Below are 26,262 nucleotides of genomic sequence, written 5' to 3' on the forward strand. Positions count from 1 at the left end.
GCGCTCCAGCCACCGCCGAAACCTACCGCCCACAACCACCCGGTGCAGCGCACCCGCCCCGACCTTCGCAAGATCGCTAACTTAGCGGCATTGGGTCAAGGGCGGGAACCGGTACGAGCTTTCTTATCGATTTCCTTACTACCTTAAGGAGTAAGGAACTACGCGCTGACGTGTCGGTCGAAACCCGAGGAGGCGACTATGACCGTCAGTTCGTCCATGCCCTGGGGCATCAGCCGGATGGCTCCCTTTCCTGACCGAGGCGGCACCGCCCTCTATCGCGTCGCACTCGATCCCGTCACGCAAATGGGCGTCTACACCGACCCGGTGACCAACCAGCCGATCGAAGCAGCCAAGCACGGCTCCAACGTGCAGCAGTCGACCGCCACCCAGCCGCCGACCCCCGACGGCGACGGCAGCGACAACGGGATCGGCAAGCCCGACTCCACCACCGATTGGGTGCCGGACTGATGCCGCCGCCCGCACCGGTCCTGGTGGTGACCCGCATCGATGACCCCACCGCTGACCTGGTGCTGGGAGAACTACGCGAACGGGACGTCCCGGTCGCGCGCTTCGACCCCGGCGCCGACTTCCCCGGTCAGGCGAAACTGGCGGCCTCGGCTGACGAAGGCGGTCTGCGAGGCTCGATCGTCACCAGGACGCGAAGCCTCGACCTGGCCCGCATCCGGTCGGTCTACTGGCGCCAGCCCACGCCGTACACGGCCCCCGGGCACCTCGACACGATGACGGGGCGTTGGGTGGCGGACCAGTCGCGTTTCGGACTGGGAGGTGTTCTCGCGGCCCTTCCCGGCGCTCGCTACCTCAATCATCCCTGGCGCAATCGTGACGCCGAATACAAACCGGCTCAGCTCGCCACGGCCGCGGCTTGCGGATTAGCCATTCCTCGCACGCTGATGACGAATGACCTCACCGACACCCGCACATTCGCCTCGGCGAACGCCGTGGTGTACAAGCCTTTCTGGTCCACGCCTTACCGGAGTCTCGATGGCGTCGCGCAGACGGTGTGGACCGACACCGTCGAGCCGGGCGCGCTGGATGAGCGGGTCGAGGCCGCCGCCCATCTTTTTCAAGTGCGCGTGGACAAGAATCTCGACGCCTTCCGGCTGGTGTTCGGGGCGTTCGACTTCGCGCTGACCGGCAAGGGTGAGTGGGTCTTCCTGGAATGCAACCCCAACGGGCAGTGGGGCTGGTTCGGCGGAGCCATCTCCCAGGGGATCGCCGCCGCGATAGCCGACCATCTGACCCGACCGGAAGGATCCCCATGAGCAGCGAATCCGTAGAGCTGCGACGCACGCTCGGTGGCTTGACCAACTCCGATTGGTCCGGGCCGCTGGAGACCGTGCGTCGGGAGCACTTCCTGGGAGAGGCGGTCTTCAGGCCCGCGGAAGGGCCAGAAGGACCCGTGTGGGAGCCGATCAGACGAGACCGTGTGCACCCGGATCGATGGCTGGCCATGGCGTACGTCGACGAGACGTGGGTGACGCAGGTGAACGGCGTCATGGCGGAGGACGCCACCGGTGCCATGACCGGAGCGCCCACCTCCTCCTCGACGAAGCCCAGCCTGGTGGTGCGCATGCTCGAACGCGCCGGGATCGGCGAGGACGATCGGGTGCTGGAGATCGGAACCGGAACCGGATACTCGACCGGTCTGATGTGCGAACGTCTCGACGACAGCCATGTCACCTCGGTCGAGTTCGACCCGGCGGTGGCCGGTCGCGCCCGCTCGGCTCTGCGTACCGCTGGCTACACGCCCACTTTGCTGGTCGGCGACGGGCTATCCGTGTACGACGAGGACGCCGAATACGACCGCCTGATCGCCACCTGCTCGGTGCGCTACGTCCCCGTCCCCTGGTTGTGGCAGGTACGGGACGGCGGCACCATCACCACACCCCTGTCCGGCTGGATGTCCGCGACGGTTCTGGCACACCTCACCCTGGCCGACGACGGCACCGCCGCGGGCCGGTTCTTGCCAGACGAGTTTTCCTTCATGTTCGCCCGCGCACACGACCGCCCGCCGCGCTCGCACTACCTGCTCGGTATCGGAGAGGAGCGTGACAGCCTCATAGATCCCCGCCTGCTGGAAGACCCGACCGGCCTCTTCGTCGCCCAACTCGCGGCCCCGTCAGCGGAGAAACTGGGGATGGGGGACCGGGTGATCCTCCTGGACGTGGCCACCGGCTCCCAAGCCAGCACGGAGCCGCTGCCCGGCGGCGGGTGGAAGGTACGTCAGCACGGACCGCTGCGGCTGTGGGATGCGGTCGAACAGGCGATCTCGACGTGGCAGTCGGCCGGCAGCCCGGGCAAGGAGGCGTTCGGGCTGACGGTCACCAGAGACAGCCAGCGCGTATGGCTGGGAGACCCTTCAAGCCCGTCATGGAACCTCCCCGCATAGAGGCAGATCATCCGCCCTATCGATCTGCCGTTGATCATGCTGCTTGGTCTTGTAGAACACCGTCAGCAACACGATTGTGCTATCCGGAGCACACCAGTATGTATCCTCCGCTGGTCAAGCCGGATGAGTTGAGTAACTGGCCAGGATGTAGGCGGTCGCGCGCCAATCAGCGATTACCCGGTGCAGACGCCCCTCGGCGTCTTGGTCGTCGGCGGCACAACTGGCCTCGGACAGGTCCTGGAGGAACTCGCGGGTCTCGCCCTCGGTGAGGTGCCGCGCCCACGGGAAAATCGCGGGCATGGCGTGCTGGACAGCACGGACCCCTTCGGCTTCGGCGAGGAGGGCGGTGATGATGACGCGGGTGGCGTTCATGCTCGTCACGATGGAGCATCCAACCGGTTTCAGAGCACCTTGGCGCGGCATTCACCATTACTGCTCTGACCAGCGCTTATTTCATGATCCTCTTGTCAGCATCTACCCCCTTTTCGGAGGTCGGCCCAGCGGTCGGGGTCCAGGGGCGGCCCCTGGCGGCTCCCCCACAGAACACAGCCTGAGCAGGGTCGCGCGGAGCGCGCTTTCGGGCGAGGACCGCGCTGTTTCGGGCCAGGCTCACACGGAGGACGCATGCGGGCGAGGGGTGAGGACCGCGCAGTTTCAGGTTCACACGATGGACGCATGCGGCGAGGACTGCACCGTTCCAGATCAGGACCCCACACAAGGAACACGCCGTTCCGGGTCAGCAACCACGCAATGTCAGGGGCGGGAAGGGGCCAGGGACGCCAGGTCGGCTTCGATTTTGGCGGCGGTGGCCAGCAGAGCCGGGAGGAGGACGTCTTCGGCCTGTTGGAGCGTGGTCCGGCTGGCGTGGGAGGAGACGTTGGCCGCGGCGACCACCGCCCCGGTGCGGTCTCTGATGGGGGCGGCGATGGACCGGATGCCCTCCTCAAGCTCCTGATCCACCATCGCCCAGCCCTGCTCGCGGATCCGGTCCAGTTCTTCGCGCAGTTCCCCAGGGTCGGTGATGGTGTGGGTGGTGAGGCGGCGCAGGTCGGCGTGGGCGAGGTAGTGGTCGAGGTCGGCCGGGGGGAGCCCCGCGAGGATGACGCGGCCCATGGAGGTGCAGTAGGCGGGGAAGCGGGTGCCGATGCTGATGGACACGCGCATGATGCGGGCGGTGGCGACGCGGGCCACGTACACGATGTCCTCGCCGTCCAGCACCGCGACGGAGGCGGATTCGCGCACCTCGGCGACGAGCCGTTCCAGATGGGGCGCGGCGACCTCGGGCAGCGACAGGCTGGACAGGTAGGCGTACCCGAGTTCCAGCACGCGCGGCGTGAGGGAGAACAGCCGCCCGTCGCTGCGCACGTACCCGAGGTCGACGAGCGTGAGCAGGAAGCGGCGGGCGGCGGCGCGGGTGAGGCCGGTCGCGCGGGCGACGTCGCTCAGCGTCAGCTCGGGGGCCGTGGCGCTGAATGCGCGGATCACGGCCAGCCCGCGAGCCAGCGACTGCACGTGTTCGGCCATGGATGTCCCTCGCTGTTCGTCAAGGGAATGATCAGGAGGCGCGTTCGGCGGCTTCCACGACGTTGGACAGCAGGAGGGCGCGGGTCATCGGGCCGACGCCGCCGGGGTTGGGGGTGAGGTGGCCCGCGACCTCGGCCACGTCGGCGGCCACGTCGCCGGCGATCTTGCCGTTGACGCGGGAGACGCCCACGTCGAGGACGGCGGCGCCCGGCTTGACCATGTCCTTGGTGATCAGCCCGGGGACGCCTGCCGCCGCCACCACGATGTCGGCGCGGCGCACGTGGGCGGCGAGGTCCTGGGTGCCGGTGTGGCAGAGGGTGACGGTGGCGTTCTCGCTGCGCCGGGTCAGCAGGAGGCCGAGGGAGCGGCCCACGGTGATGCCGCGGCCGACGACGGCCACCTCGGCGCCCTTGATGGGGACCCCGTACTCCTGAAGGAGCAGCACGATGCCGTGGGGCGTGCAGGGCAGCGGGGCCTCGACCATGTGGACCAGGCGGCCGAGGTTGACCGGGTGGAGGCCGTCGGCGTCCTTGGCCGGGTCCATCCGCTCCAGCAGGGCCATCGTGTCGAGGTGCTTGGGCAGCGGGAGCTGGATGATGTAGCCGGTGCACTCGGGTGAGGCGTTGAGCTCGTCGACGGCGGCCTCGACCTCGGCCTGGGTGGCGGTGGCGGGCAGGTCGACGCGGATGGAGGCGATGCCGACCTCGGCGCAGTCGCGGTGCTTGCCGGCGACGTAGATCTGGCTGCCGGGGTCGTCGCCGACGAGGACCGTGGCGAGGCCGGGGGTGATGCCGCGTTCCTTGAGTGCGGCGACCCTGGCCGTGAGGTCTGCCTTGATCTTCGCCGCGGTGGCCTTGCCGTCGAGTCTTACTGCGCTCATGGGGTCAATCCTTCCATGCCCTCCGCGCGTGTGTTTCCCCTGCCCATGACATCGTTGTCAGCCCTCTCGGGAAGGCATAGTGTGACCGTCGCCGGTCCCGGGTGTTAGGGGTTGAATTGTCTGTTCGCCTGCTGTCCGCGGAGCCGACCGATCTGTTCGCGGGGCCGGTGGAGCGGCCACGCCAGGTGCTGAGGGTCACCGTCGTGCGCGGCGACCGCGAAACCCCGCTGGAGGTGCGCGGGGACGGCATGCGCGGCGACGCGACGGTCCCCGCCGGGCAGGGCGCCGTCACGCTGGAGGTGCCGCTGGCCGCCGACGCGACCACCAGGCCGCTCTGGGAGAACAACGCGTTCGCCCTGGTGGAGGCGCACATCGAGCTGGCCCTGCGGGACCCCGACTACCGTTTCGTGCTGGCCGAGGTGGACTACCTGAAGCCGTTCCTCGACACCCGCCCCGAGCGCCGCGCCGACCTGCGCGCGCTGCTCGCCGAGGGCAGGGCAGAGCTGGTCGGTGGTACGTACAACGAACCCAACACGAACCTGACCGGAGCCGAGACCACCATCAGGAACCTCGTCTACGGCATCGGCTACCAGCGCGACATCCTCGGCGGCGACCCGCGCACCGCCTGGCAGCTCGACGTGTTCGGGCACGACCCGCAGTTCCCCGGCTACCTGGCGGCGGCCGGGCTGACGGCGAGCGCGTGGGCGCGCGGGCCGTTCCACCAGTGGGGGCCGATCAGCAGGAACTACAGGGAGGCGGGCGGCGACGCGACGGTGATGCAGTTCCCCAGCGAGTTCGAGTGGATCGCGCCGTCCGGGCTGGGGGTGCTGACGCACTACATGCCCGCGCACTACTCGGCCGGCTGGTGGATGGACTCCGCGCCGACGCTGGAGGAGGCGATGGCGGCGGTGTACGAGCTGTACCGGTCGCTCAAGCCCGTCGCCGCCACCCGGAACGTCCTGCTGCCCGTCGGCACCGACTACACCCCGCCCAACAAGTGGGTGACCGAGATCCACCGTGCCTGGAACGCGCGGTATGTGTGGCCGCGGTTCGTGTGCGGGACGCCCCGGGACTTCCTCGACGCGGTTCGTACCGAAATTTCGTCCTTCAGCCCTCAATCACGGGACATGAACCCGATCTATACCGGCAAGGACGTCTCCTACATCGACACCAAGCAGGCCCAGCGGGCCGCCGAGGTCGCCGCGCTGGACGCCGAGCGGCTCTCCGCGCCCGCCGCCCTGCTGGGCCTGGGCCGCTACCCGCACACCGCGCTGGACAAGGTCTGGCGGCAGCTCCCCGGCACGACCATCGCGAACGAGCGGTGGCGCGCCGTCGCCGACCCCGCCCGGGGCGGCGCGCTCACCTCCGTCACCGACCTGGCCGGCGACCGCGAACTCCTCACCGGCCTCGGGAACGAGCTGCGCCTGTACGAGGAGTACCCCCAGCACCCGGACATGGGCGAAGGACCATGGCACCTGACTCCCACAGGCCGGGTCATCGGCTCCGCCGGCGCCCCGGCCTCGGTACGGGCCGAGGTCTCCCCCATCGGGCAGCGGATCGTCGTCACCGGGCAGGTGGGCGAGGTCTCGTACGAACAGACCGTCACCCTGCTGACCGGCTCGGACCGGGTGGACTTCACCACCCGCGTGCTCGACTACACCGGTGCCGACCGCCTGCTCAGAGTCCGGTTCCCGGCGCGCGTCGAGGGGGCGCTGCCGGTGTCGGACGTGGCAGGCGCGGTCGTCGGGCGCGGGTTCGCCCTGCCGGACGCGGACTCCGCCGAGCATCCGTGGACGCTCGACAACCCGGCCCACACCTGGTTCGGCCTGTCCTCCACCGCCCGGGTGGACCTCGGCCCGGCGGGCGCGCGGGCGATCGGCGTCGCCGAGATCGTGGTCCCCAGCCCCTCGGACGCGCCCCGCGAGCTCGTCGCCGCGCTGGCCCGGGCAGGGGTCACCGCCACCACCTCCACCGCCTCCGGCACCCGGTACGGCTGGCTCGACGTGGACTCCAACCTGCCTGACGTCCGCATCGTGCTCGGCGGCCCGGACACCAACCCCGTCACCGCCGAACTCCTCTCCCGCTGCGACCCGGCCTTCTCCCGCGCGCTCGAATCGGGCGCGCCGCGCGTCTGGATACCCGCCGAACGCCCGCTGCCCGAGGTCTGGCAACCCAGCGCCGACCTGCGCGACCTGCGTGCCCTCCCGGCCCTGATCGTCACCGGCCCGCTGGACGAGCTGATCGCCGACGCGGCCACCGCCGTCATCCCCGCCCTCTGCCCGCTCGGCGCCGAACGGCTCGACGACCGGACCGTGGCCCTGCTCACGTACGGCCTCCCAGGCTTCGCCGTAGACCCGTCGGGAGCGCTGCACCTGTCCCTCATGCGGTCCAGCACCGGCTGGCCCTCCGGCGTCTGGATCGACCCGCCCCGCCGCACCGGCCCCGACGGCGCTTCGTTCCAGCTCCAGCACTGGACGCACGAGTTCTCGTACGCCTTAGCAGCCGGTCCAGGCGACTGGCGAGCCCACCACCTGCCCTCAGCGGGCCAGGAGTTCACCACCCCGCTCCTCCCCCGCGTCGTGGACGCGGCGGGTGGGGCGTTGCCGCAGACGCATTCGTTGCTGCGTGTGGAGCCCGAGCGGGACGTGCTGGTGAGCACCCTCAAGGTCAGTGGGAACCCGCACGCCCACGGACGCGCCCGGCACGACGACGAGAGCCTTACGCTGCGCCTGGTCGAGGCCACCGGGCTCGACTCCACCGCCGCCGTCCACTCCCCTCTCTTCCCCGAGACCCTGCTCCACGCCGACCTCCTCGAACACCCCACGGGGACCTCGTCCGGGACCGGGGAGGTGCGACTGGGTGGAGCCGAGGTGGGGACGTTCCTGGTGCCCGTCCAGCCCGAGGAGGCCGGGCCCGAGCTGGGCGCCGTGCGGGAGGTCGCCCAGCCTGTGTACGCGCGGTACTGGCTGCACAACAAGGGGCCCGCCCCACTCGGCTACCTGCCGGTGTCCGTCACCGTGACACCCGGCCTGGTCACCCCCGGCGGGCCGTTCGAGGTGGAGGTCGTCGTGGCGTCGCACCTCACCGACGCGGCCCACGAAGGCGTCGTGGAATTGCTCGTGCCGGAGGGGTGGGAGGCGCTGCCGACGCGACGGCCGTTCCGCGTCGAGCCGGGCGGCCACCTGCGCTTCCCCGTCACCGTCACCCCCGCCCCCGGCAGGGGCCTGTACTTCGTCACCGCCAGGACCGGCGTCGGCGGGCAGATGATCGAGGACGTCGCCACGGTGGCGCTCGGCGACGCTCCCGAGGTCCCGGTGCCCGGCCCGGTGCCCGACCCCGCCGACGCCGTCCGGGGCACGACGGCCACCGAGGCCCGCCCCACCGGCCTGACCGCGACCACGCTCACCGGCACGTTCACCCTCCACCCCGGCGACCGCACAACACTCACGGTCCGGCTCACGAACACCACCCAAGGCGAGATCCGGGGCGAGGCCCAGCTAGCCGCCCCCTGGGGGACGTGGGACCTGCTCCCCGACGTCATCCGGGGCTTCACGGTGCCCGCCGGAGGAACCCGTGACGTGACGTTCCCGGTGGAGGCCCCGGAAGACGCCTCAAGCGGGCACTTCTGGGCGCTGCCCAAGGTCATGTGGTTCGGCCGCTGCCAGTACGCCGCCACCGTCCGCCTGGAGGTGACCCGGTGACGACCATCGGCTTCGTGGGCGGCAGAGCCGTAGGGCGGGACGTCCTGGACCGCCGGATCGCCGCACTGCGGGAGGGCCCGACGGCCTCGTCGCTCCCCCGGCCCGGCAGCGCGGAAGACAGGCAGCTCGCCCGGTGGCTCACCCAGGTCATCCTCACCGAAACCCTGTGCGAGGACGAGGCCGCCCGGCTCGGGCTCACCCCCGTGGACGGCCCGCCGCTCGACCCGGTCGCCGCCGTGGAGCTGGGGTCGGTCAACACCGCCGCCTATCAGGGCAGCCCGTGGGTGCGCGCGGTGTACCGGCAGGTGACCGCGACCGCCGAGGTGCCCGCCTCCTGGCGTTCCTCCCCCGTACGAGAAGACCGGCGCGCCCGCCACCAGGTGCGGTACGGACTGTTCGAGCACCCGGAGGACGCGCAGTCCGCCACCCCGGCCGACCTAGAGCCGCTGGGCGCCGTCACCCTGGAGTCGCTGCCCGCCGCCGTCGCCGCCGCGATCCGCGCCCGCCCTCCCGGCACGCTCGCCGGCCCCGTACGAGACGCCCTGGGCTGGCACGTGGCCGTCGCCGAGCCGGCGGACGTCAGCCCTCCGGAGAGCAGAGCGCCGGACCTGCTCGGGGCGGCGCGGCGGCGGGCGTTCACCCGGTGGATCGACGAGAGGCGGGCCGCGACGGTGCGGCTGGTCCCCGGTTTAGAGCATCCCGGCGACCCCCGCCAGCCCGACAACCACCACAAACACGGTTGACCGCCGATAGGAGTTGTGATGGCTCACGTACTTGCCATAGACGTCGGCGGCACCAAGCTCGCCGCCGCGCTCGTGGACGAGGGCGGATCCGTGCTGCGCTCCGCGACCCGGCCCACACCGGGCCAGGACGTCATGGCCGCACTGCGCGCATTAGTCGGAGAGGTGATCGCGGACGGGCCGGAACCCAAGGCGGTCGGGATCGGCTGCGCGGGCCCGCTGGACCTCGCCGCCGGGACGGTGAGCCCGGTGAACATCCCGAACTGGCGCGGCTTCCCCCTCCGCGACGAGGTGCGGAAGCTGACCGGCCTGCCCACCGTGCTCGCCGGCGACGCCCAGTGCATGGCCCTGGGCGAGTACTGGCTGGGCGCGGGCCAGAACAGCCCCGCCCTGCTGGGCATCGTCGTGTCCACCGGAATCGGCGGCGGACTCGTCATCGGCGGCGTCCCCCTGCTCGGCCCTACCGGAAACGCCGGTCATGTCGGCCACATGAGCGTGGACCCGTACGGAGAGCGCTGCGAGTGCGGCGGCCGCGGCTGCGTCGAACGCTACGCCAGCGGCCCCCACATGACCCGCTGGGCCCTGGAGAACGGCTGGACCCCCAGACGCGCGACCAGCGTCATCTCAGGCGAATCAGGCGGTGGTGCGGAGGCCGGAATCCCCGCAGACGGCATGGTCGCGGACGCGCGGATGCTCGCAAGGGACGCGGCGGCCGGTGACCCCGTCGCAAAGGCCGCGTTCGAGCGGGGCGCCAGGGCGCTGGCCGGGATGATCGCTTCGACGGCGGCCGTCGCCGAGGTGACGACGGCGGTCATCGGCGGGGGCGTCTCGCAGGCGGGGCGGGTGCTGTTCGGGCCGCTGGAGGCGGCGCTGGACGACGTCGGCGGGCTGGGGTTCGTGCGGGCCGTCGAGGTGCGGCCGACCACGCTGGGGGTGCGGGCCGGTCTCGCCGGGGCGGCCAGGCTGGCCTGGGACTACTTGCGCTCGGCGGGCTGAGCCTCGCGCCGCTCGATGATCCTGCGGGTGTACGGGATCAGCTCCACGACCCGGCTGCCCAGGTAAGCGCCGATGAAGGCCAGCAGGATGAGCACGAAGGGGCTGGTGGCGAACCCGTTCACGGCCAGGAAGGCATGCAGGGACGCGTCGAACAGCGGCATGGAAGCAACTCCGAGGGGGACGGGAAACACCCAACGCGCTTCAGGTTAACCGGACAAGAAGCATGCTGAAGCACTTTCCCGGCAAATCGGCGGCCCGGGAAGTCCGGGCCGCCGAACTCGGAGATCAGTGGAAGAAGTGCCGGGTGCCGGTGAAGTAGAGCGTGACGCCCGCCTTCTCGACCGCGTCGATGACCTCCTGGTCACGCACCGAGCCGCCGGGCTCCACGATGGCCTTGACCCCGGCCTCGATGAGCACCTGCGGCCCGTCGGGGAACGGGAAGAACGCGTCGGACGCGGCCACCGACCCCGCCGCCCGGTCGCCCGCGCGGCTGACCGCGAGGCGGCAGGAGTCGACCCGGTTGACCTGGCCCATGCCCACGCCCACGGTAGCGCCCCCGCTGGCCAGCAGGATGGCGTTGGACTTCACCGAGCGGACGGCCCGCCAGGCGAACGCCAGGTCGGCCAGCATCTCCGGCGAGGCCGGGTCGCCCGCCTTGAGCTGCCAGGTGGACGGGTCGTCGCCGGCCGCGTCGACCCGGTCGGCCTGCTGGACGAGCAGCCCGCCGTCGATGCGGCGGAACTCGGCCGCGTTGGCCGGGCCCTGCGGGCAGACGAGCAGGCGCAGGTTCTTCTTGCCGGTCAGGACCTCCAGCGCCGCGGGCTCGAACCCGGGCGCGACCACGACCTCGGTGAACACCTCGGCGATCTGCCGGGCCAGGGCGGCGGTGACCGTCCCGTTGACGGCGATCACGCCGCCGAAGGCGGAGACCGGGTCGCAGGCGTGGGCCTTGCGGTGCGCCTCGGCCACGTCGGCGCCTACGGCGATGCCGCACGGGTTCTGGTGCTTGATGATGGCCACGCACGGCTCGGTGAAGTCCCACGCGGCCCGCCAGGCGGCGTCGGCGTCGAGGTAGTTGTTGTAGGACATCTCCTTGCCGTGGAGCTGCTCGGCGTTGGCCAGCCCCCCGCTCTCCGCACCGCTGCCGGAGGTGTAGAGGGCGGCGCTCTGGTGCGGGTTCTCGCCGTAGCGCAGCTCGGCCTTGCGCTGCCAGGTGGCGCCCATGAACTCCGGCCACGTCTCCTCGGGCGCGTACGCGTTGCCGAACCAGGAGGCGACGGCCACGTCGTAGGCGGCGGTGTGGGCGAAGGCGACGCCGGCCAGCCGCCTGCGCTCGGCCTGGGTGAACCCGCCCTGCTCCAGCGCGGCCCGCACCTCGCCGTAGAAGCCGGGGTCGACCACGACCGCGCAGGTGTTGTGGTTCTTGGCGGCGCCGCGGATCATGGCCGGGCCGCCGATGTCGATCTGCTCGACGCACTCCTCCGGCGACGCCCCCGAGGCCACCGTCTGCTCGAACGGGTAGAGGTTGACCACCACGAGCTGGAACGGGTCGATCTCCAGCTCTTCGAGCTGCTGCACGTGGTTCGGCTTGCCCAGGTCGGCCAGGAGCCCGGCGTGCACTCGCGGGTGGAGCGTCTTGACCCGCCCGTCGAGACATTCGGGGAAGCCGGTGAGCTGCTCGACCTTGGTCACCGGGATGCCGTAGGACGCGATGGCGGCGGCCGTGCCGCCCGTCGACACGATCTCCACCCCCGCACCGTCCAGGGCTCTGGCCAGTTCCTCCAGCCCCGACTTGTCGTACACGGCGATCAGTGCGCGCCGGATGGCGATGCGGGTCACGAGTTTCCCCCTCCTAGATGGTTGCCGATGCGGACGATCCGTCCGCTGACCGTCCAGCCCTCGCGGGCCATCCGGCCCACGGTGTCGACGAGCAGCCGGCGCTCGACGGTCTTGATGCGCTCGTGCAGCCTGGCCTCGTCGTCGCCGGGCAGCACGGGCACGGTCTCCTGGGCGATGATCGGCCCGGTGTCGACGCCGGCGTCGGCCAGCATCACGGTGCAGCCCGTGACCTTCACCCCGTACGCGAGCGCGTCGCGCACGCCGTGGGCCCCGGGGAACGCCGGCAGCAGCGCGGGATGGGTGTTGACCACCGGAAACGCGTCGAGCGTGGGCGCGCCGAGGATCTTCATGAACCCGGCCGAGATCACCAGATCGGGTTTGTGGGCCGCGATGTCGGCGGCGAGGGCGGCGTCCCAGGCATCACGAGATGGATAATCTCGCAATTTATGCACAAAAGTGGGTACGCCTGCGCGTGACGCCCTGGCCAAACCTTCGATCCCATCGCGGTCGGCACCGACGGCCACCACGCGGGCCCCGTACGAAGGATCGGCGGAAGCGTCCAGCAGGGCCTGTAGGTTTGTTCCAGAGCCGGAGACGAGGACGACGAGCCGCCCAGCCTTTGACACGCGCACTCCAAGGGACATCGCGGGGTGGGGTTGCAAGCGTATCCGTTCCCGGTCCGGCGACGCAGAGGAGGTCAGGTGTCGACACCGGTGCAAGCACCGGCCGGTCAGCAGCCCGCGGAAGCCGCGGGCCGCCGGGCGATCTGGTTGTCCATCGCCGCTCTGGCGATGACGTTCATGCTGCCGCTGGCCGGGCTGGTCATGGCGGTGTTCGCGCTGGTGGCGGGCGTTCGCGCCCTGCCGCTGCTGAAAAGCGCGGGCAAACCCACCGGCGTGGCATCGGGCGGCATCGCCGTGGCGACGGCCGCGCTGCTGCTCTCGGCCGGCGCGACCGCGATGCAGTTCTACCTGATGGACGAGAACGCCGCCTACCAGGAATGCATGAAGGGCGCCGGCACCGTGCAGGCCCAGGGCGAGTGCTTCGTGCAGTTCAAGGAAGCGGCCGAGAAGAAGCTGCCGCCGGAGGTGCTGGAACTGCTCGGCGCGGCCCAGCCCTGAGCCGCGGGTCAGTCGCGGTCCCAGGCGTAGGGGTCCACGTAGATCACGTGGCCGCCCTTGTCGTCTGACTCGTCGACGATGTCCTTCCGGCTCCGCGGCGGCCCCTCGGGCGAGGGCCGCGGGCGCGCCTGGGCCAGGGTCTCGGCGGCGGCCGAGGCATGCTCGTCCTGCCAGTCGTCCCTGATGACCGGGATGGGCTGGGTGTCGGCCTCGGTGGCGTCCATCCAGTGGCCGGGCAGCGGGCGGGCGTCCGACTCGGCCAGCCCGACCCTGCTGGCGGCTCTCGCGATCGCCGCACCCGCCCGGCGCACCGGCGCCGCCGCCTTGTCGAGCGGCGCCCGGGCCTTACGGCTGAGCAGCAGCAGGTTGGTCACCCCGGCGGAGATGCCCGCGGCCACGCCCACCTCCAGCGCGACCGACAGGGCCACCTCCCACGGCGGCGGCCCCACGACCGTCATCCGGCCGCCGCCGATCGGGCCGCCGGACAGCGCCGCCAGCGCCGCGGCCACCAGACCGGTCGATACGCCCGTGGCGAAACCCCAGAGCGGTGCTGCCTCGTACGCGGGAGAAGGCGAGATCCTGGCGACCAGGACGCCCGCCACCGCGCCCGCCGCGAACGGCAGCGCGATCACCGCCATCATCCAGACGGGCGCCGGCCCGCTGTCGGGCAGCGCGCCCAGCATCGGCAGGCTCGGCACCGTGCCGAGCTTGACGCCCGTCGGCGCGACCAGCGTGTCGGCGCCGACCGAGAAGCCCGGCCCGGCGATGTAGGACATCCCCCAGATGACGGCGTTGAACAGGTAGAGCAGCTGCACCAGGAGGAGCAGCACCCCGCCCACGAACCCCGGCGAGAGCACGTCGGACAGCTCCCGCACCTGGTCGAAGTTGACCACGATGGCGACCAGCACGAGCACCAGCCCGGCCGCCAGCATGATCGCGGTGGCGGCGGCGGTGCCGACGGTCACCGCCCGGACCCGCTCGGGCAGCAGGCGCGGCATGACCCGCCACGGCCCGATCGTCCGCGCGACGGCGAGCGTGCCGCCCAGGAACGCCAGCAGGAAGTGGCTGACCAGCGCCTCGCCGACGGACGGCGTGGTGATGTCGTTGGTGGTGGCCAGCGCTATCCCGCCGGCGAGCATCGCGTACGGCGCCGCCAGCGACACGCCCGCCTGCACGACCAGCACGAGCTGGGCCCGCCGCCGCGCGTTCGCCTTCTCCTTCGGGCTGTTCTTCGGCAGCCGGGCGGGCAGCCGCACCCGCAGGTCGGCGTCGCGGGCCATCCACCGCCCGGCCTTGTAGAGCAGCAGGGCGGGCAGCACCATCAGGCCGAGGGGCAGCAGCCCGACCCGGCCGCCGGGGATCTCGAAGCCCGCGTGGTGGGCCGCCAGCCAGATCTGCGCGGCCGTGCGGAACACGCCGGGCATGCCCTGGCCGAGCGCCCCGCGCGGGGCGGCCATCCAGCCGACGAGGGTGAGCGTGGTGAGCACGGCGAGCCCGGCGCCCAGCGTCATGGCGGCGGCGAGCATGCCAGAGACCGGTAGGGGCCGGCGTGACCCGTCGTCGTCACTCGAGACCCCGGGGAGCTTGCCGAGCACCGACCGGGGGGCGGTGCGCAGCTGGTCGAGTATCGCCGTCACAACACGTGATTTTCTCAATCTTTTCCGACCGGCGCTTGGTTGACGCGCCGCGCCCGCCCGGTTTATAAGCCGTTTGCGTTTCCGGGCGACTCTCCTGGCAAGCGGAAGGCCCCGCCGGACGGGCGTCCGCGGGGCCCTCACACCGCTCGTCAGCGCGACTGCATGATCTCCCGCATGAGGCGGGCGGTCTCGGACGGCGTCTTGCCGACCCGGACGCCGACCTTCTCCAGGGCCTCCTTCTTGGCCTGGGCGGTGCCGGCCGAGCCGGACACGATGGCGCCGGCGTGGCCCATCGTCTTGCCCTCCGGGGCGGTGAAGCCCGCGACGTAGGCGACGACCGGCTTGGTGACGTGCTGCTCGATGTAGGCGGCCGCGCGCTCCTCGGCGTCGCCGCCGATCTCACCGATCATCACGATCGCGTCGGTGCCCGGGTCGTCCTGGAACGCCTGGAGGCAGTCGATGTGCGTGGTGCCGATGACCGGGTCGCCGCCGATGCCCACGGCCGTGGAGAAGCCGAAGTCGCGCAGCTCGTACATGAGCTGGTAGGTCAGCGTGCCGGACTTCGACACCAGGCCGATGCGGCCCGCGGTGGTGATGTCGGCGGGGATGATGCCGGCGTTGGAGGCGCCGGGCGAGGCGATGCCGGGGCAGTTCGGGCCGATGATGCGGGTCTTGTTGCCCTTCTCGACCGCGTACGCCCAGAACTCGGTGGTGTCGTGGACCGGCACGCCCTCGGTGATCACCACGCAGAGCGGGATCTCGGCGTCGATGGCCTCCTTGACGGCGTCCTTGGTGAACGCCGGCGGGACGAAGACGACGGACACGTCGGCCCGGGTCTTCTCCATGGCCTCCTTGACCGTGCCGAACACGGGCAGGCCCTCGTGGGTGGTGCCGGCCTTGCGGGCGTTCACGCCGCCCACGACCTGGGAGCCGGCGGCGAGCATGCGGCGGGTGTGCTTGGTGCCCTCCGAGCCCGTCATGCCCTGAACGATGATCCTGCTGTTCTCTGTCAGCCAGATAGCCATGTCTCACGCACCTACCGCAGCGAGCTCGGCGGCCCGCTTGGCCGCGTCGTCCATCGTGTCGACCAGCTCGACCCGCGGGAGCGCGGCGTCGGCCAGGATCTGCCGCCCGAGCTGGGCGTTGTTGCCGTCGAGGCGGACCACCAGCGGGTGGCTGACGGATTCGCCGCGGCTCTCCAGCAGCTTGAAGGCCGAGACGATGCCGTTGGCCACGGCGTCGCAGGCGGTGATGCCGCCGAACACGTTCACGAAGATCGACCTGACCGCCGGGTCGGACATGATGATCTCCAGGCCGGCAGCCATGACCTCGGCGGACGCGCCGCCGCCGATGTCGAGGAAGTTGGCCGGGGCGGGCTTGCCGGGGAAGGACTCGCCCGCGTAGGCGACCACGTCGAGTGTGGACATGACCAGGCCGGCGCCGTTGCCGATGATGCCGACGGTGCCGTCGAGCTTGACGTAGTTGAGGTCCTTGGCCTTGGCCGCGGCCTCCAGCGGGTCCTCGGCGGACTTGTCGGCGAGGGCCTCGTGGTCGGGCTGGCGGAAGGCGGCGTTGTCGTCGAGCGAGACCTTGCCGTCGAGGGCCTTGACCTCGCCGTCGGCGGACAGGATCATCGGGTTGACCTCGACCAGGGTGGCGTCCTCGTCGATGAACGCGCACCAGAGCTTCTCGATGAGCTCGGCCGCACCGTCGAGGGCCTTCTCCGGCAGCCCGCCGGCGACCGCGATCTCGCGGGCCTTGGCGCGGTCCACGCCGGTCAGCGGGGAGACCGGGATCTGGGCGACCTTCTCCGGGGTCGCGTGGGCGACCTCTTCGATGTCCATGCCGCCCGCGGCGGAGCAGATGGCCAGGAAGGTCCGGTTGGCGCGGTCGAGCAGGAAGGAGAAGTAGTACTCCTCCGCGATCGCGCTGGCCTCCTCCACGAGCACCTTGTGCACCGTGTGGCCCTTGATGTCCATGCCCAGGATCTGCTGGGCCTTCGCGGCGGCGTCGGCGGCGTCGTCGGCCACCTTCACGCCGCCGGCCTTACCGCGCCCGCCGGTCTTTACCTGCGCCTTGACCACGACGCGGCCGGTGAGCTCCTCGGCAGCCGCGCGAGCTTCCTCCACGGTGTTGGCCACGATGCCGCGTGGCACCGGGATGCCGTAGTCGGCGAAGAGCTCCTTCGCCTGATGTTCGAACAGGTCCACTAGGGTCCGTCCTTGCTTTCCGACTGAATGTTCGACGGCCCGGGCCACCCCGTACGTACGTGCCGGGCGTATCCGCCAGTGAAGCCTAGCCCCAGACTTGACCCTGCCTGTTCACCGGGTCGCGGTTGTGCCCGGATGTGACGGTCATCTCACCCCGCCACCGTCCCCTTCTGCGCGAAATGTGCACCGATTCCACGGTATATGTCCACTCATCGAGATATCGTCGTGATCTTTAGTCGGCAAGATACTTTTTCCCTCCTTCGATTAACCAAGGACGACGATGAGGCGCATCATTGCGGGGCTGGCATTTGCCGCCGCGGCGACGCTGGTTACGGTGGCACCAGCGCAGGCCGCTCCGGCGAATCCGGTCAAAGCACTCAAAAAGCAGATGAAGCCCGGACACGGAGTGCGGGTTTCCGAAACTGTGCGTAGTTCCCGGGATGGGAAGAGCACCTCGGTCATCCGTACGACCGGAAAGCTGCAATTCGGCAAGTCCGGCGTGACCGGAGCCGACCTGACCCACCGCCAGAAGTCAACGGCGGGCCAGAACGACCTCATGACGTCTTTCCCGCTCATGGCCAGCCGCACGGTCAGCACCGGCGGCTACACCTACCTCCAGGGCGGCCTGTTCGGGGACGCACTGCCCGAGGGCAAGAAGTGGGTCCGCTACGCGGGCGCGAGCCACCAGTCCAACCAGCTCGTCGACATCTTCAACCCGAAGCTCCTCAAGGAGCTGACCGCCAAGGCGAAGATCGTCAAGGGCGACTACAGGGGCACGACCACCGTCAAGCGGCTGGCCGCCCTGCAGGGCGCGAAGATGACGGGCGCCCTGAGCAAGGTCAAGGTCGACTACCGGATCGACACCAACGGCAAGGGCCAGATCACGCGCGTCGTGAGCGACTGGACGATCGACTACGGCGTGCTGGGCAGCAGCCGCACGGTCGCCGAGAGCCGCTACGACGCCTGGGGCGCCAAGGTCACGATCAAGGCCCCGCCGGCGTCGCAGTGGGTCGACAACACCGACCTGTACGGCGCGATCACCGACGAACTCCCCTCGGAGATCCCGGACAACGCCATCAGCTCGCTCGGGATCGGCGGCTAGCGCCCCGCCTCTCCTTACGAGAGACGCACCACCCCCGTGCCCGGTGTCGGTGCGGGGCTGTCCCGTGGTCACCCATGACCACATCCCCTCAAGAATCGAGATGACATGAAGCGCATCATCGCGGGCCTCGCGCTCGCGTGCGCCGCGACCCTGGTCACGGCCGTCCCCGCACAGGCCGCGCCCAAGAACCCGGTCACCGCCGTCAAGAAGCAGCTCGCCCCGGGCAAGGGGGTGAAGTTCACCGAGCGCACCACCATCGACGACTCCGTGACGCGCATGATCTTCGTCCGCCGGTCCGGCACGCTCGCCTTCCGCAAGAACGGCCTGGCCGGCGCCGACAGCACCGGCAAGCTCAACATCAAGGCCAGCGACCTCGGCGAGGACGCCCCCGAGCTGCTCAAGGCGATGGCCGCGCCCGAGCGGACCATCTGGCTGGGCAAGACCTCCTACCTGTCCGGCGGCATGTGGCCCGCGCTGATGGACGACCAGGACAAGAAGTGGTTCAAGCTGCCGAACGGCCCCACCGGCGGCTTCACCGGCATCTTCGGCCAGCCGCTGAACGTCGCCGAGCCGGCCACCCTCAAGGCCCTGCTCAAGAACGCCAAGGCGACCAAGGGCGGCTACTCCGGCAAGATCACCGTCGGCCAGGCGCGCAAGGTCTCCCCGTGGTTCCGCGCCACGCACCTGCGGGACGACTACCCGGCCAAGGTGCTCAAGACCCAGATCTCCTGGAAGCTGAGCGTCGACGCCAAGGGCCTGCCGACCCGGCTGGTGACCACGTTCCCGCTCGGCGTCGTCAATGGCACGCCGAAGAAGAGCGAGACCATCAGCGTGGACACCCGCTACACCGGGTGGGGCACCAAGGCCAGCATCAAGGCGCCGACCCAGTCGGACGCCAGTGACACGTCGAAGGAAGGCCAGGAGAAGGCCCTCGACATTCTCGACAGCCTGAAGGTCGGCACCAAGTAACCGCCGCTTTCGCGTCATTCCCCTTCTCGCGGCTTCAGCCGCGAGAAGGGGAATGCGGGCTGTCCGGGAAACGTCACGAGAACGCCCGGTGAATGCCGTCCCCGGACGCAACCCCCGATATGGACGTCAGAGTTTTTCCAGCGGCGCGTACGCGAGCAGAAGCGTCTTCTCGCCGCCCGACCCGAAATCAATCTTGACCTTGGTCTTCTCGGCCACGCCGTCGACCGACACCACAGTGCCGAGGCCGAACGCGTCGTGCGTGACCCGGTCGCCCGGCGCCAGCGACGGCACGGCCCGGCCGCCGCTCTTCTTCGGGGCCGCCGCCGGGGCGGGCGTGCTGCGGGTGGCGGCGCTCCACGCCGACTTGTCGGGGTCGGTGCGCCACTCGACCAGCTTGGCAGGCACCTCGTTGACGAAGCGCGAGGCCGGGTTGAACGACGGCGCGCCCCACGAGCTGCGCACCGCGGCCCGCGTCAGATAGAGCCGCTCCTGGGCCCGGGTGATGCCGACGTAGGCCAGGCGGCGCTCCTCCTCCAGCTCCTTCGGCTCGCCGATGGAGCGGATGTGCGGGAAGACGCCGTCTTCCATGGCGGTCAGGAACACCACCGGGAACTCCAGGCCCTTGGCCGTGTGGAGCGTCATCAGCGTCACCACGCCCTGGCCGCCGTCGTCGTCGGGGATCTGGTCGGCGTCGGCCACCAGCGACACCTGCTCCAGGAACTCCACGAGCGTGCCCTCGGGGTTGGCCTCCTCGAACTCGCTCGCCACCGAGATCAGCTCCTGGAGGTTCTCCAGGCGGGACTCGTCCTGGGGATCCTCCGACGCCTCCAGCTCGGCGCGGTAGCCGGTGGCCACCAGCACCTCCTCGGCCAGCGCCGACGGCGACACGCCCTCGCCCTTGGCGATCAGCTCCTCGATCATCGCGACGAACTCCCGGATCGCGTTGACCGAGCGGGTGGCCATGCCCGGCGCCTCGTCGGCCCGGCGCAGCGCCTCCCAGAACGGGATCCGCTCCCGCGCGGCGAACGCCTCCACCATCGCCTCGGCCCGGTCGCCGATGCCGCGCTTGGGCACGTTGAGGATGCGGCGCAGCGACACCACGTCGAGCGGGTTGGCCAGCACCCGGAGGTAGGCCAGCAGGTCCTTGACCTCCTTGCGCTCGTAGAAGCGCACCCCGCCGACGACCTTGTAGGGCAGGCCGGTGCGGATGAAGATCTCCTCGAACACGCGGGAGGCCGCGTTGGTGCGGTAGAAGACCGCGACGTCGCCCGGCTTCACGCCCTCCTCGTCGGCCAGCCGGTCGACCTCCTGCGCCACGAACACGGCCTCGTCGTGCTCGTTGTCGGCCACGTAACCCACGATCTTGGGGCCGTCGCCCTGGTCGGACCAGAGGTTCTTCGGTTTGCGCGACTCGTTGCGGGAGATGACCGCGTTGGCGGCGGCCAGGATGTTCTGCGTGGAGCGGTAGTTCTGCTCCAGCAGGATCGTGCGGGCGTCGGGATAGTCGCGCTCGAACTCCAGGATGTTGCGGATCGTCGCGCCGCGGAAGGCGTAGATCGACTGGTCGGCGTCGCCCACCACGCACAGCTCCGACTGGTCTGCCCCGGCGCGGACCTGCTCGCCGTCGGCGGTGCGCAGCTCGGGGAAGCCGACCAGCTCCCTGATCAGGACGTACTGGGCGTGGTTGGTGTCCTGGTATTCGTCGACGAGGACGTGACGGAAGCGCATCCGGTAGTGCTCGGCCACCTCGGGGAAGAGCTGGAAGAGCGTCACCGTGTTCATGATGATGTCGTCGAAGTCCATCGCGCCGGCCTCGGTGAGCTTGAGCTGGTAGCTCTTGTAGGCCTCGGCGAGCGTCTTCTCCAGGTGGGAGCCGGCCCGCTCGATCGCGGTCTCGTAGTCGATCAGCTCGTTCTTGAAGTTGCTGACCTGGGCGGAGAACGACCGGGGCGGGTAGCGCTTGGGGTCGAGGTCCATCTCGCGGCAGACCATCGCCATCAGGCGCTGGGAGTCGGCCTGGTCGTAGATGGAGAAGCTCGACGGGAAACCGAGCCGCTTGGCCTCGCGGCGCAGGATGCGCATGCACGCGCTGTGGAACGTCATCACCCACATCGCCCGCGAGCGCGGGCCGACGAGCTTGTCGATGCGCTCCTTCATCTCGCGCGCGGCCTTGTTGGTGAACGTGATCGCCAGGATCTCCCCGGGGTGCACGTCGCGCTCGGCCAGGAGGTAGGCGATGCGGTGGGTGAGCACCCGCGTCTTGCCGGACCCGGCGCCGGCGACGATCAGCAACGGGCTGCCGTGATGGAGCACGGCCTCGCGCTGCTGAGGGTTGAGGCCGTCGAGCAAGGGGTGGTCAACAGAGACTTGGGTGGGCACGCCCCTAGAGTAGGCCCCCGCACCGACAACCGGGGCCCGGAATGCGGGGGGTCAAGGTCCCGTTAAGCCGACAGAAGCCTCTAGGAAGGGGAGCCATGCTGCCGGAGAACGAGATCACCAGAGTCCTCGTCGTCACGGCACATCCTGACGACGCCGACTTCGGCGCGGCGGGCAGCGTGGCGCTGCTCACCGACCGGGGCGTCGAGGTGACCTACCTGCTGGTCACCGACGGCGACGCCGGCGGCAACGACCGCCACCTGGACCACTCCGGCATGGCGAAGCTGCGCCGCGCCGAACAGGCCGCGGCCGCCGGGAAGGTCGGCGTCACCGACCTGCGCTTCCTCGGCCGTCCCGACGGGACCGTCGTCCCCTCGCCCGACCTGCGCAAGGACATCGCCCGCGTCATCCGGCAGGTACGGCCCGAACTGGTGATCACCCATCACCCGGAGCGCAACTACCAGTTCATCGCCCCCAGCCACCCCGACCACCGCGCGGTCGGCGGCGCCACCCTCGACGCCGTCTACCCCGACGCCCGCAACCCCTACGCCTTCCCCGAACTCCTGGAGGAAGAGGGCCTGGAGGCGTGGGCGGTCCGCGAGGTATGGCTCATGGGCGGCCCCACCAAGAACCACTGGATCGACATCACCCCGGTCATCGACCGCAAACTGGCGGCCCTCCAGTCCCACACCAGCCAGGTCGGCAACATCGACGACTTCGCCGAAACCATCAAATCCCGCCTCGCCGCCCAGGCCCAGCAGGCAGGCCTCCCCGACGGCCACTACGCCGAAGGCTTCCAGGTAGTCGAAACCGCCTAGAACTACGCCACCGACCCAGGCGGCACCACCCACAACGACGGCTGCCCGGTGACCTCGGCGATCCTGTCGAAGCCCCGGTCGTAGTGCAGCACCGTCGCACCGTGCGCCTCGGCACAGGCGGGGTTCATCCGCTGGTGCTGCGACTTCTGGGCCAGGATCTCCTGCACCTCCAGCGCCCGTGCCTGCACCGCGGGGTCCACGGGCAGGTGACGGAAGTCCTCGCGCAGATGGCAGGCGTCCTGCGCGTAACGTTCGGGGTCGCGAGCGCTGCAGAGGACCTACATCCGCCGGGAGGAACGTCACCAGCGCTGACGGGCTTCTTCCGCCCAGCCGGTGAGCCCGTCGAGCGTCACCCACGTGCCGTCGTCCGCCTGCGCACGGCCGGTGAAGCGGCCGAAGCACTGGTGGGTCTCCGAGCCGACCACCCCCAGCTCGGTCCGCGCCACCCGCTCGTGGAACGGCGTGAACTCGACCCGCACCCGCGGCCCGGTGATCCGCCACGGCCGCATCCAGTCGTCGCGGTCGTAGCTCCACGCCAGCTCCTCGCCGATCTTGTGCAGCCGCCCGCCGATGAACAGGGCGTTCTCGGTCAGCCCGGTGCCGGCCGTCCACCGTCCGCCGAGCTGGATCGCCTTGCCGGGCGCCCAGCCCGCCGCCCAGTTCCACGCGATGGAGTACGGCCAGCGCCCCCGCCCGTGGTCGAGCACGGCGAACGAGTCGCCCTCGCGCACCTCGTACGGAACGGAGCCCAGCACCAGCCGGCCCCGGACCGGACGCCCGACGTCCTTGACCGTGTACTGGAAGCGCCGCGGCCCCCACGGCACCACCACGCCGAGGGATTCGCGGCCCTCGCGCAGCCGCATCTCCAGGTCGACCTCGACGCCCTTGGCGCGGGCGTGCAGCGCGGTGCCGGCAGGACCCTGGGTGATACGGATGGACAGCCCGCCGCCCCGGGCGACGACGGTGCCCTCGCCACTGCGGGCGGGCATGACGACGCCGCGGGCGAACGGCACCACGGCGTCCCTGGCGATCTCCTCGCCGGTGGCGCGGTCGAGCACGTAGAGGCCGTGCACGCCCGCGTAGTCGAGCGAGGACGCCACCACTCCGACGATGTGGGACGGGGTGACGATGCCCCAGTATTCCCAGCGTTTGGTGCGGCCCCAGCCGCGCAGGTTGGCCCGGTGGAGCGGGCGCCGCGTCCAGCCGACGGCGGCGGGGTTGAGCCGCCCGTCGGGCAGGCAGAGGTCGACGGGCTCGGCGATCTCCCGTTCGCGCGTGGGCATCAGGCGGCGGCCCTCCCCACGGCCGGGTCCTTACGGGCCGCGAGGCGGGCGAAGAGGTAGCCCAGCGAGTTGGTCGCCAGGTGGAGCATCGACGGCGCCAGCAGCCCGCCCCGGCGGCGCAGCTCGGTGAACAGGACCCCGGCGGCGGCCGTCGAGAGCACGCTGCCCGCCACGACCCGCGCCGTGCCGGAATCGCCCGCGACGGCGGCGCCGAGCGCCGGGTTGGCCCGCGCCATGTCGACGGACGGCAGGATGTGCCAGAGCCCGAACAGCGCCGACGAGACCGCCGTGGCGGCGGCCTGCCCGTGGTCGCGGCGGAGCATGGCGTGCAGCGCGCCCCGGAACCCGACCTCCTCCAGCAGCACCGTGCCGACCGGGACCTGCAGCAGGGCCTCCTCCAGGACGCGGGCGCGGCTGAGCGACAGCGCCCGCTCGTCGTGGAAGTACGGGCGGGTACGGGGGACGCTGATGCCGGCGGTGTAGACCGCGGCTACACCGGCCGCCAGAGCCCCGCCGATGACGGCCCCGCGCCGCCCGTGCTCGAACCCCAGCTCCTCCCACGTCACCCCCGAGCGGCGGGCCATCGCCACCAGCGCCGCCGTGGCCGCGGCGGACGTGAGCGGGCCGAGCCGCGGCGCGACCCGGTTGTTGAGCACGTTGGCCGCGGTCAGCACGGCTATCGAGCGAAGCAGCACGCTTGAAAGGCTAACCGGGCCCGCGATCTCCCGCGCCGACCGTCAGGAGGCGGCGGGACGGACCCGGGCGGCGGACAGGCGGGAACGGCGGCGCTCCTCGGGCGTGAGGCCGCCCCAGATGCCGTCGGCCTCGCCGGCTTTCAGCGCGTACGAGCGACACTCGGCGAGGACCTGGCACGTCGCGCAGACGGCCTTGGCCCGCGACTCCTGGACGGGCGAGGGGGCGAGGGGGAAGAAGAGCTCCGGGTCGCTGGACTTGCACGCCCCCCTGCGCAGCCAGCCGATCTCCTCCAATGGCATGGGGTAACGCTATGCCGTGTACAAGATCACTCGCATCATCCTGGGGATTGACATGCGACTACAACCCGGGAACGTGCGGATGACCCATCCGGCCGGTTCGTCCCGTACGGGTCAGATTTCCCAAGTGTGCACGGGCTCGTTAGCGTGCATACGGGCGAGATAGTCCAGTGTCATCGCCCGCAGCGCCTCCTGGCGGTCGCCGCCGACCGCCCGTACCTTCTCGACCTGCCAAGCCGCCCCCGTGCGGCCGGTCAGGCAGCGGCCCTCGATGACGCCCAGCAGGCGGGCGGCGACCTCCGGGGCCACGCCCCACCGGTCCAGTCCCTCGTACGCGAGCGGCAGCAGGCGGCGCAGGATCAGCTCGTCCGCCTGCACCTCGCCGAGCCCCGGCCAGTACAGGCGGGCCTCCAGGCCGTGGCGGGCGGCGCTGTAGAGGTTCTCCTCGGCGGCGGCGAACGACATCTGGCTCCAGATGGGCCGTTCGTGGTGCGGCAGCACGCTCATCAGGCCGTAGTAGAAGGCGGCGTTGGCCACGATGTCGAGCACGGACGGCCCGGCCGGGAGCACCCGGTTCTCCACCCGCAGGTGCGGCTTGCCGTCGACGACCGCGTACACGGGCCGGTTCCAGCGGTAGACGGTGCCGTTGTGCAGGGTCAGCTCGTGCAGCTGCGGGACGCGGCCCTGTTCCAGCACCGCCCGGGGGTCTTCGTCGTCGCAGAGGGGCAGCAGGGAGGGGAAGTAGCGGACGTTCTCCTCGAACAGGTCGAAGACGCTGGTGATCCAGCGCTCGCCGAACCAGACCCGGGGCCGCACGCCCTGCGCCTTCAGCTCGGCCGGGCGGGTGTCGGTGGCCTGTTCGAAGAGGGCGATCCTGGTCTCGTGGTGCAGTTCCTTGCCGAACAGGTACGGGGAGTTGGCGGCGACGGCGACCTGGGGGCCGGCGATGGCCTGGGCGGCGTTCCAGTGCGCCGCGAACGCCTGCGGGCTGACCTGGAGGTGCAGCTGGACGCTGGTGCAGGCGGCCTCGGGGGTGATGCTGTCGGCGTGGGTGTCCAGCCGTTCGACGCCCTCGATCTCCAGGTGCAGGTCCTCGCCCCGGGCGGCGAAGATCTGCTCGTTGAGCAGGCGGTAGCGGGGGTTGGCCGACAGGGCGCCCTCGCCGATGTCCTCCTCGCGGAGCGTGGGCAGGATGCCGACCAGCATGAGGTGGGCGCCCACGGACCGGGCGCGCTCCTCGGCGTGGTTGAGCCGGGCGCGCACGTCGTCCTCAAGCCGTCGTGCCCCGTCGCCGCCCAGCTCCTGCGGCTCGATGTTGATCTCGATGTTGAACTGGCCCAGCTCGGTGGCCCAGTCGGGACGGGCGATGGCGTCGAGCACCTGGGCGTTGCGCATGCACGGCTCGCCGCCGCCGTCCACGATGTTGAGCTCGATCTCCAGGCCGGCGAGCGGGCGGTCGTCCTCGAACTTCGACTCGCGGAGCAGCTGCGCGAGCACGTCGAGGCACCGGCGGACCTTCTCGCGGTACCTCCGCCGATCTTCCCGGCTGAACACGACAACCGGCACATCCCTCCCCATACCTGGAATGTCGCACGCCGTTCCCGGCGGCACCAGCCCGCCCACCGGCCTTTGGCACAAACGTGTGACCCTCATCACTTGAACGG

Annotated in this window: 25 protein-coding genes; 10 read left to right on the forward strand and 15 right to left on the reverse strand. The window is 70.8% G+C overall.

Annotated elements, in window-relative coordinates; genetic code table 11:
• The first annotated feature begins 198 nt into the window (after positions 1-198).
• The 3 genes from tgmA to tgmC are packed head-to-tail and all read left to right on the forward strand — an operon-like array spanning position 199 to position 2,410.
• The gene (tgmA, locus tag AB0J42_RS32880; RefSeq protein ID WP_364301441.1) at positions 199-468 is read left to right on the forward strand and encodes a putative ATP-grasp-modified RiPP; all 270 of its coding nucleotides are present in this window, start codon (positions 199-201) and stop codon (positions 466-468) included.
• Positions 468-1,283 (forward strand): MvdC/MvdD family ATP grasp protein, encoded by an 816-nt coding sequence (locus tag AB0J42_RS32885; protein WP_364301443.1) that lies wholly within the window; start codon positions 468-470, stop codon positions 1,281-1,283. The genes tgmA and AB0J42_RS32885 overlap by 1 nt, the downstream gene beginning before the upstream one ends.
• The gene (gene tgmC, locus AB0J42_RS32890; RefSeq protein ID WP_364301445.1) at positions 1,280-2,410 is read left to right on the forward strand and encodes an ATP-grasp peptide maturase system methyltransferase; all 1,131 of its coding nucleotides are present in this window, start codon (positions 1,280-1,282) and stop codon (positions 2,408-2,410) included. The genes AB0J42_RS32885 and tgmC overlap by 4 nt, the downstream gene beginning before the upstream one ends.
• 114 nt (positions 2,411-2,524) lie before the next feature.
• Here tgmC and AB0J42_RS32895 read toward each other — a convergent pair whose 3' ends face one another.
• The 3 genes from AB0J42_RS32895 to AB0J42_RS32905 form a co-directional block, all read right to left on the reverse strand.
• Positions 2,525-2,782: a hypothetical protein gene (locus tag AB0J42_RS32895; RefSeq protein ID WP_364301447.1), complete on the reverse strand. Its 258-nt coding sequence runs from the start codon at positions 2,780-2,782 to the stop codon at positions 2,525-2,527.
• Between the two features lie 381 nt (positions 2,783-3,163).
• Positions 3,164-3,934 carry an IclR family transcriptional regulator C-terminal domain-containing protein gene (locus AB0J42_RS32900; protein ID WP_364301450.1) on the reverse strand — a complete coding sequence of 257 codons (771 nt, stop codon included), beginning with the start codon at positions 3,932-3,934 and terminating at the stop codon, positions 3,164-3,166.
• A gap of 31 nt (positions 3,935-3,965) precedes the next feature.
• The gene (locus AB0J42_RS32905; RefSeq protein ID WP_364301452.1) at positions 3,966-4,814 is read right to left on the reverse strand and encodes a bifunctional methylenetetrahydrofolate dehydrogenase/methenyltetrahydrofolate cyclohydrolase; all 849 of its coding nucleotides are present in this window, start codon (positions 4,812-4,814) and stop codon (positions 3,966-3,968) included.
• A 116-nt stretch (positions 4,815-4,930) separates the two neighbouring features.
• On the opposite strand from AB0J42_RS32905, the gene AB0J42_RS32910 reads away from it, so the two are divergent.
• The 3 genes from AB0J42_RS32910 to AB0J42_RS32920 are packed head-to-tail and all read left to right on the forward strand — an operon-like array spanning position 4,931 to position 10,251.
• A complete protein-coding gene (locus AB0J42_RS32910) occupies positions 4,931-8,515 on the forward strand; it encodes an NEW3 domain-containing protein (protein ID WP_364301454.1) in 3,585 nt (1,194 codons plus the stop codon).
• Positions 8,512-9,258, forward strand: coding sequence for a hypothetical protein (locus tag AB0J42_RS32915; protein ID WP_364301456.1), 747 nt, complete (start codon positions 8,512-8,514; stop codon positions 9,256-9,258). The genes AB0J42_RS32910 and AB0J42_RS32915 overlap by 4 nt, the downstream gene beginning before the upstream one ends.
• Positions 9,259-9,276: 18 nt before the next feature.
• Positions 9,277-10,251, forward strand: a complete 975-nt coding sequence (locus AB0J42_RS32920) for an ROK family protein (protein WP_364301458.1) — start codon at positions 9,277-9,279, stop codon at positions 10,249-10,251.
• Here the strand turns inward: AB0J42_RS32920 and AB0J42_RS32925 are convergent.
• The 3 genes from AB0J42_RS32925 to purN all read right to left on the reverse strand — a co-directional run bounded on the left by AB0J42_RS32925 (position 10,230) and on the right by purN (position 12,734).
• A complete protein-coding gene (locus tag AB0J42_RS32925; RefSeq protein ID WP_364301460.1) occupies positions 10,230-10,412 on the reverse strand; it encodes a hypothetical protein in 183 nt (60 codons plus the stop codon). The genes AB0J42_RS32920 and AB0J42_RS32925 overlap by 22 nt on opposite strands.
• 124 nt (positions 10,413-10,536) lie before the next feature.
• Positions 10,537-12,090 (reverse strand): bifunctional phosphoribosylaminoimidazolecarboxamide formyltransferase/IMP cyclohydrolase, encoded by a 1,554-nt coding sequence (gene purH, locus AB0J42_RS32930; protein WP_364301462.1) that lies wholly within the window; start codon positions 12,088-12,090, stop codon positions 10,537-10,539.
• A complete protein-coding gene (purN, locus tag AB0J42_RS32935; protein ID WP_364301464.1) occupies positions 12,087-12,734 on the reverse strand; it encodes a phosphoribosylglycinamide formyltransferase in 648 nt (215 codons plus the stop codon). The genes purH and purN overlap by 4 nt, the downstream gene beginning before the upstream one ends.
• Positions 12,735-12,791: 57 nt before the next feature.
• Here purN and AB0J42_RS32940 point away from each other — a divergent pair, with 57 nt between their 5' ends.
• Complete coding sequence (locus tag AB0J42_RS32940; protein ID WP_364301466.1) at positions 12,792-13,211, forward strand: hypothetical protein; 420 nt, start codon at positions 12,792-12,794, stop codon at positions 13,209-13,211.
• A gap of 8 nt (positions 13,212-13,219) precedes the next feature.
• Here AB0J42_RS32940 and AB0J42_RS32945 read toward each other — a convergent pair whose 3' ends face one another.
• From AB0J42_RS32945 to sucC, 3 genes are all read right to left on the reverse strand, one after another.
• Positions 13,220-14,848 (reverse strand): DUF6350 family protein, encoded by a 1,629-nt coding sequence (locus AB0J42_RS32945; protein WP_364301468.1) that lies wholly within the window; start codon positions 14,846-14,848, stop codon positions 13,220-13,222.
• Between the two features lie 149 nt (positions 14,849-14,997).
• Positions 14,998-15,873 carry a succinate--CoA ligase subunit alpha gene (gene sucD, locus AB0J42_RS32950; RefSeq protein ID WP_364301470.1) on the reverse strand — a complete coding sequence of 292 codons (876 nt, stop codon included), beginning with the start codon at positions 15,871-15,873 and terminating at the stop codon, positions 14,998-15,000.
• 3 nt (positions 15,874-15,876) lie between these two features.
• Positions 15,877-17,058, reverse strand: coding sequence for an ADP-forming succinate--CoA ligase subunit beta (gene sucC, locus AB0J42_RS32955; protein WP_364301472.1), 1,182 nt, complete (start codon positions 17,056-17,058; stop codon positions 15,877-15,879).
• Positions 17,059-17,482: 424 nt separating this feature from the next.
• On the opposite strand from sucC, the gene AB0J42_RS32960 reads away from it, so the two are divergent.
• Positions 17,483-18,160 carry a hypothetical protein gene (locus tag AB0J42_RS32960; RefSeq protein WP_364301475.1) on the forward strand — a complete coding sequence of 226 codons (678 nt, stop codon included), beginning with the start codon at positions 17,483-17,485 and terminating at the stop codon, positions 18,158-18,160.
• A 105-nt stretch (positions 18,161-18,265) separates the two neighbouring features.
• A complete protein-coding gene (locus AB0J42_RS32965; RefSeq protein ID WP_364301477.1) occupies positions 18,266-19,129 on the forward strand; it encodes a hypothetical protein in 864 nt (287 codons plus the stop codon).
• Between the two features lie 126 nt (positions 19,130-19,255).
• On the opposite strand, the gene pcrA is transcribed toward AB0J42_RS32965, so the two are convergent.
• Positions 19,256-21,478, reverse strand: a complete 2,223-nt coding sequence (pcrA, locus tag AB0J42_RS32970; protein ID WP_364301535.1) for a DNA helicase PcrA — start codon at positions 21,476-21,478, stop codon at positions 19,256-19,258.
• Between the two features lie 125 nt (positions 21,479-21,603).
• On the opposite strand from pcrA, the gene AB0J42_RS32975 reads away from it, so the two are divergent.
• A complete protein-coding gene (locus AB0J42_RS32975) occupies positions 21,604-22,323 on the forward strand; it encodes a PIG-L deacetylase family protein (RefSeq protein WP_364301479.1) in 720 nt (239 codons plus the stop codon).
• Between the two features lie 2 nt (positions 22,324-22,325).
• On the opposite strand, the gene AB0J42_RS32980 is transcribed toward AB0J42_RS32975, so the two are convergent.
• From AB0J42_RS32980 to AB0J42_RS33000, 5 genes are all read right to left on the reverse strand, one after another.
• Entirely contained in the window at positions 22,326-22,523 is a 198-nt protein-coding gene (locus AB0J42_RS32980; RefSeq protein WP_364301481.1) for a hypothetical protein, read from the reverse strand.
• A gap of 99 nt (positions 22,524-22,622) precedes the next feature.
• Positions 22,623-23,606 (reverse strand): DUF2804 domain-containing protein, encoded by a 984-nt coding sequence (locus tag AB0J42_RS32985; RefSeq protein ID WP_364301483.1) that lies wholly within the window; start codon positions 23,604-23,606, stop codon positions 22,623-22,625.
• Positions 23,606-24,301 (reverse strand): CPBP family intramembrane glutamic endopeptidase, encoded by a 696-nt coding sequence (locus AB0J42_RS32990; protein ID WP_364301485.1) that lies wholly within the window; start codon positions 24,299-24,301, stop codon positions 23,606-23,608. The genes AB0J42_RS32985 and AB0J42_RS32990 overlap by 1 nt, the downstream gene beginning before the upstream one ends.
• A 42-nt stretch (positions 24,302-24,343) precedes the next feature.
• Positions 24,344-24,601, reverse strand: coding sequence for a WhiB family transcriptional regulator (locus AB0J42_RS32995; protein WP_364301487.1), 258 nt, complete (start codon positions 24,599-24,601; stop codon positions 24,344-24,346).
• Positions 24,602-24,712: 111 nt separating this feature from the next.
• Complete coding sequence (locus tag AB0J42_RS33000) at positions 24,713-26,164, reverse strand: glutamate--cysteine ligase (protein ID WP_364301489.1); 1,452 nt, start codon at positions 26,162-26,164, stop codon at positions 24,713-24,715.
• Positions 26,165-26,262: the final 98 nt, after the last annotated feature.

The sequence above is a fragment of the Nonomuraea sp. NPDC049649 genome (assembly GCF_040675175.1).
Classification (GTDB): domain Bacteria; phylum Actinomycetota; class Actinomycetes; order Streptosporangiales; family Streptosporangiaceae; genus Nonomuraea.

Bases quoted from the DNA above. Each gene is read 5' to 3' on its own strand.
- tgmA (WP_364301441.1), top strand. From the start codon at position 199: ATGACCGTCAGTTCGTCCATGCCCTGGGGCATCAGCCGGATGGCTCCC.
- AB0J42_RS32885 (WP_364301443.1), top strand. From the start codon at position 468: ATGCCGCCGCCCGCACCGGTCCTGGTGGTGACCCGCATCGATGACCCC.
- tgmC (WP_364301445.1), top strand. From the start codon at position 1,280: ATGAGCAGCGAATCCGTAGAGCTGCGACGCACGCTCGGTGGCTTGACC.
- AB0J42_RS32895 (WP_364301447.1), bottom strand. From the start codon at position 2,782: ATGAACGCCACCCGCGTCATCATCACCGCCCTCCTCGCCGAAGCCGAA.
- AB0J42_RS32900 (WP_364301450.1), bottom strand. From the start codon at position 3,934: ATGGCCGAACACGTGCAGTCGCTGGCTCGCGGGCTGGCCGTGATCCGC.
- AB0J42_RS32905 (WP_364301452.1), bottom strand. From the start codon at position 4,814: ATGAGCGCAGTAAGACTCGACGGCAAGGCCACCGCGGCGAAGATCAAG.
- AB0J42_RS32920 (WP_364301458.1), top strand. From the start codon at position 9,277: ATGGCTCACGTACTTGCCATAGACGTCGGCGGCACCAAGCTCGCCGCC.
- AB0J42_RS32925 (WP_364301460.1), bottom strand. From the start codon at position 10,412: ATGCCGCTGTTCGACGCGTCCCTGCATGCCTTCCTGGCCGTGAACGGG.
- purN (WP_364301464.1), bottom strand. From the start codon at position 12,734: ATGTCCCTTGGAGTGCGCGTGTCAAAGGCTGGGCGGCTCGTCGTCCTC.
- sucD (WP_364301470.1), bottom strand. From the start codon at position 15,873: ATGGCTATCTGGCTGACAGAGAACAGCAGGATCATCGTTCAGGGCATG.
- AB0J42_RS32965 (WP_364301477.1), top strand. From the start codon at position 18,266: ATGAAGCGCATCATCGCGGGCCTCGCGCTCGCGTGCGCCGCGACCCTG.
- AB0J42_RS32975 (WP_364301479.1), top strand. From the start codon at position 21,604: ATGCTGCCGGAGAACGAGATCACCAGAGTCCTCGTCGTCACGGCACAT.
- AB0J42_RS32985 (WP_364301483.1), bottom strand. From the start codon at position 23,606: ATGCCCACGCGCGAACGGGAGATCGCCGAGCCCGTCGACCTCTGCCTG.
- AB0J42_RS32995 (WP_364301487.1), bottom strand. From the start codon at position 24,601: ATGCCATTGGAGGAGATCGGCTGGCTGCGCAGGGGGGCGTGCAAGTCC.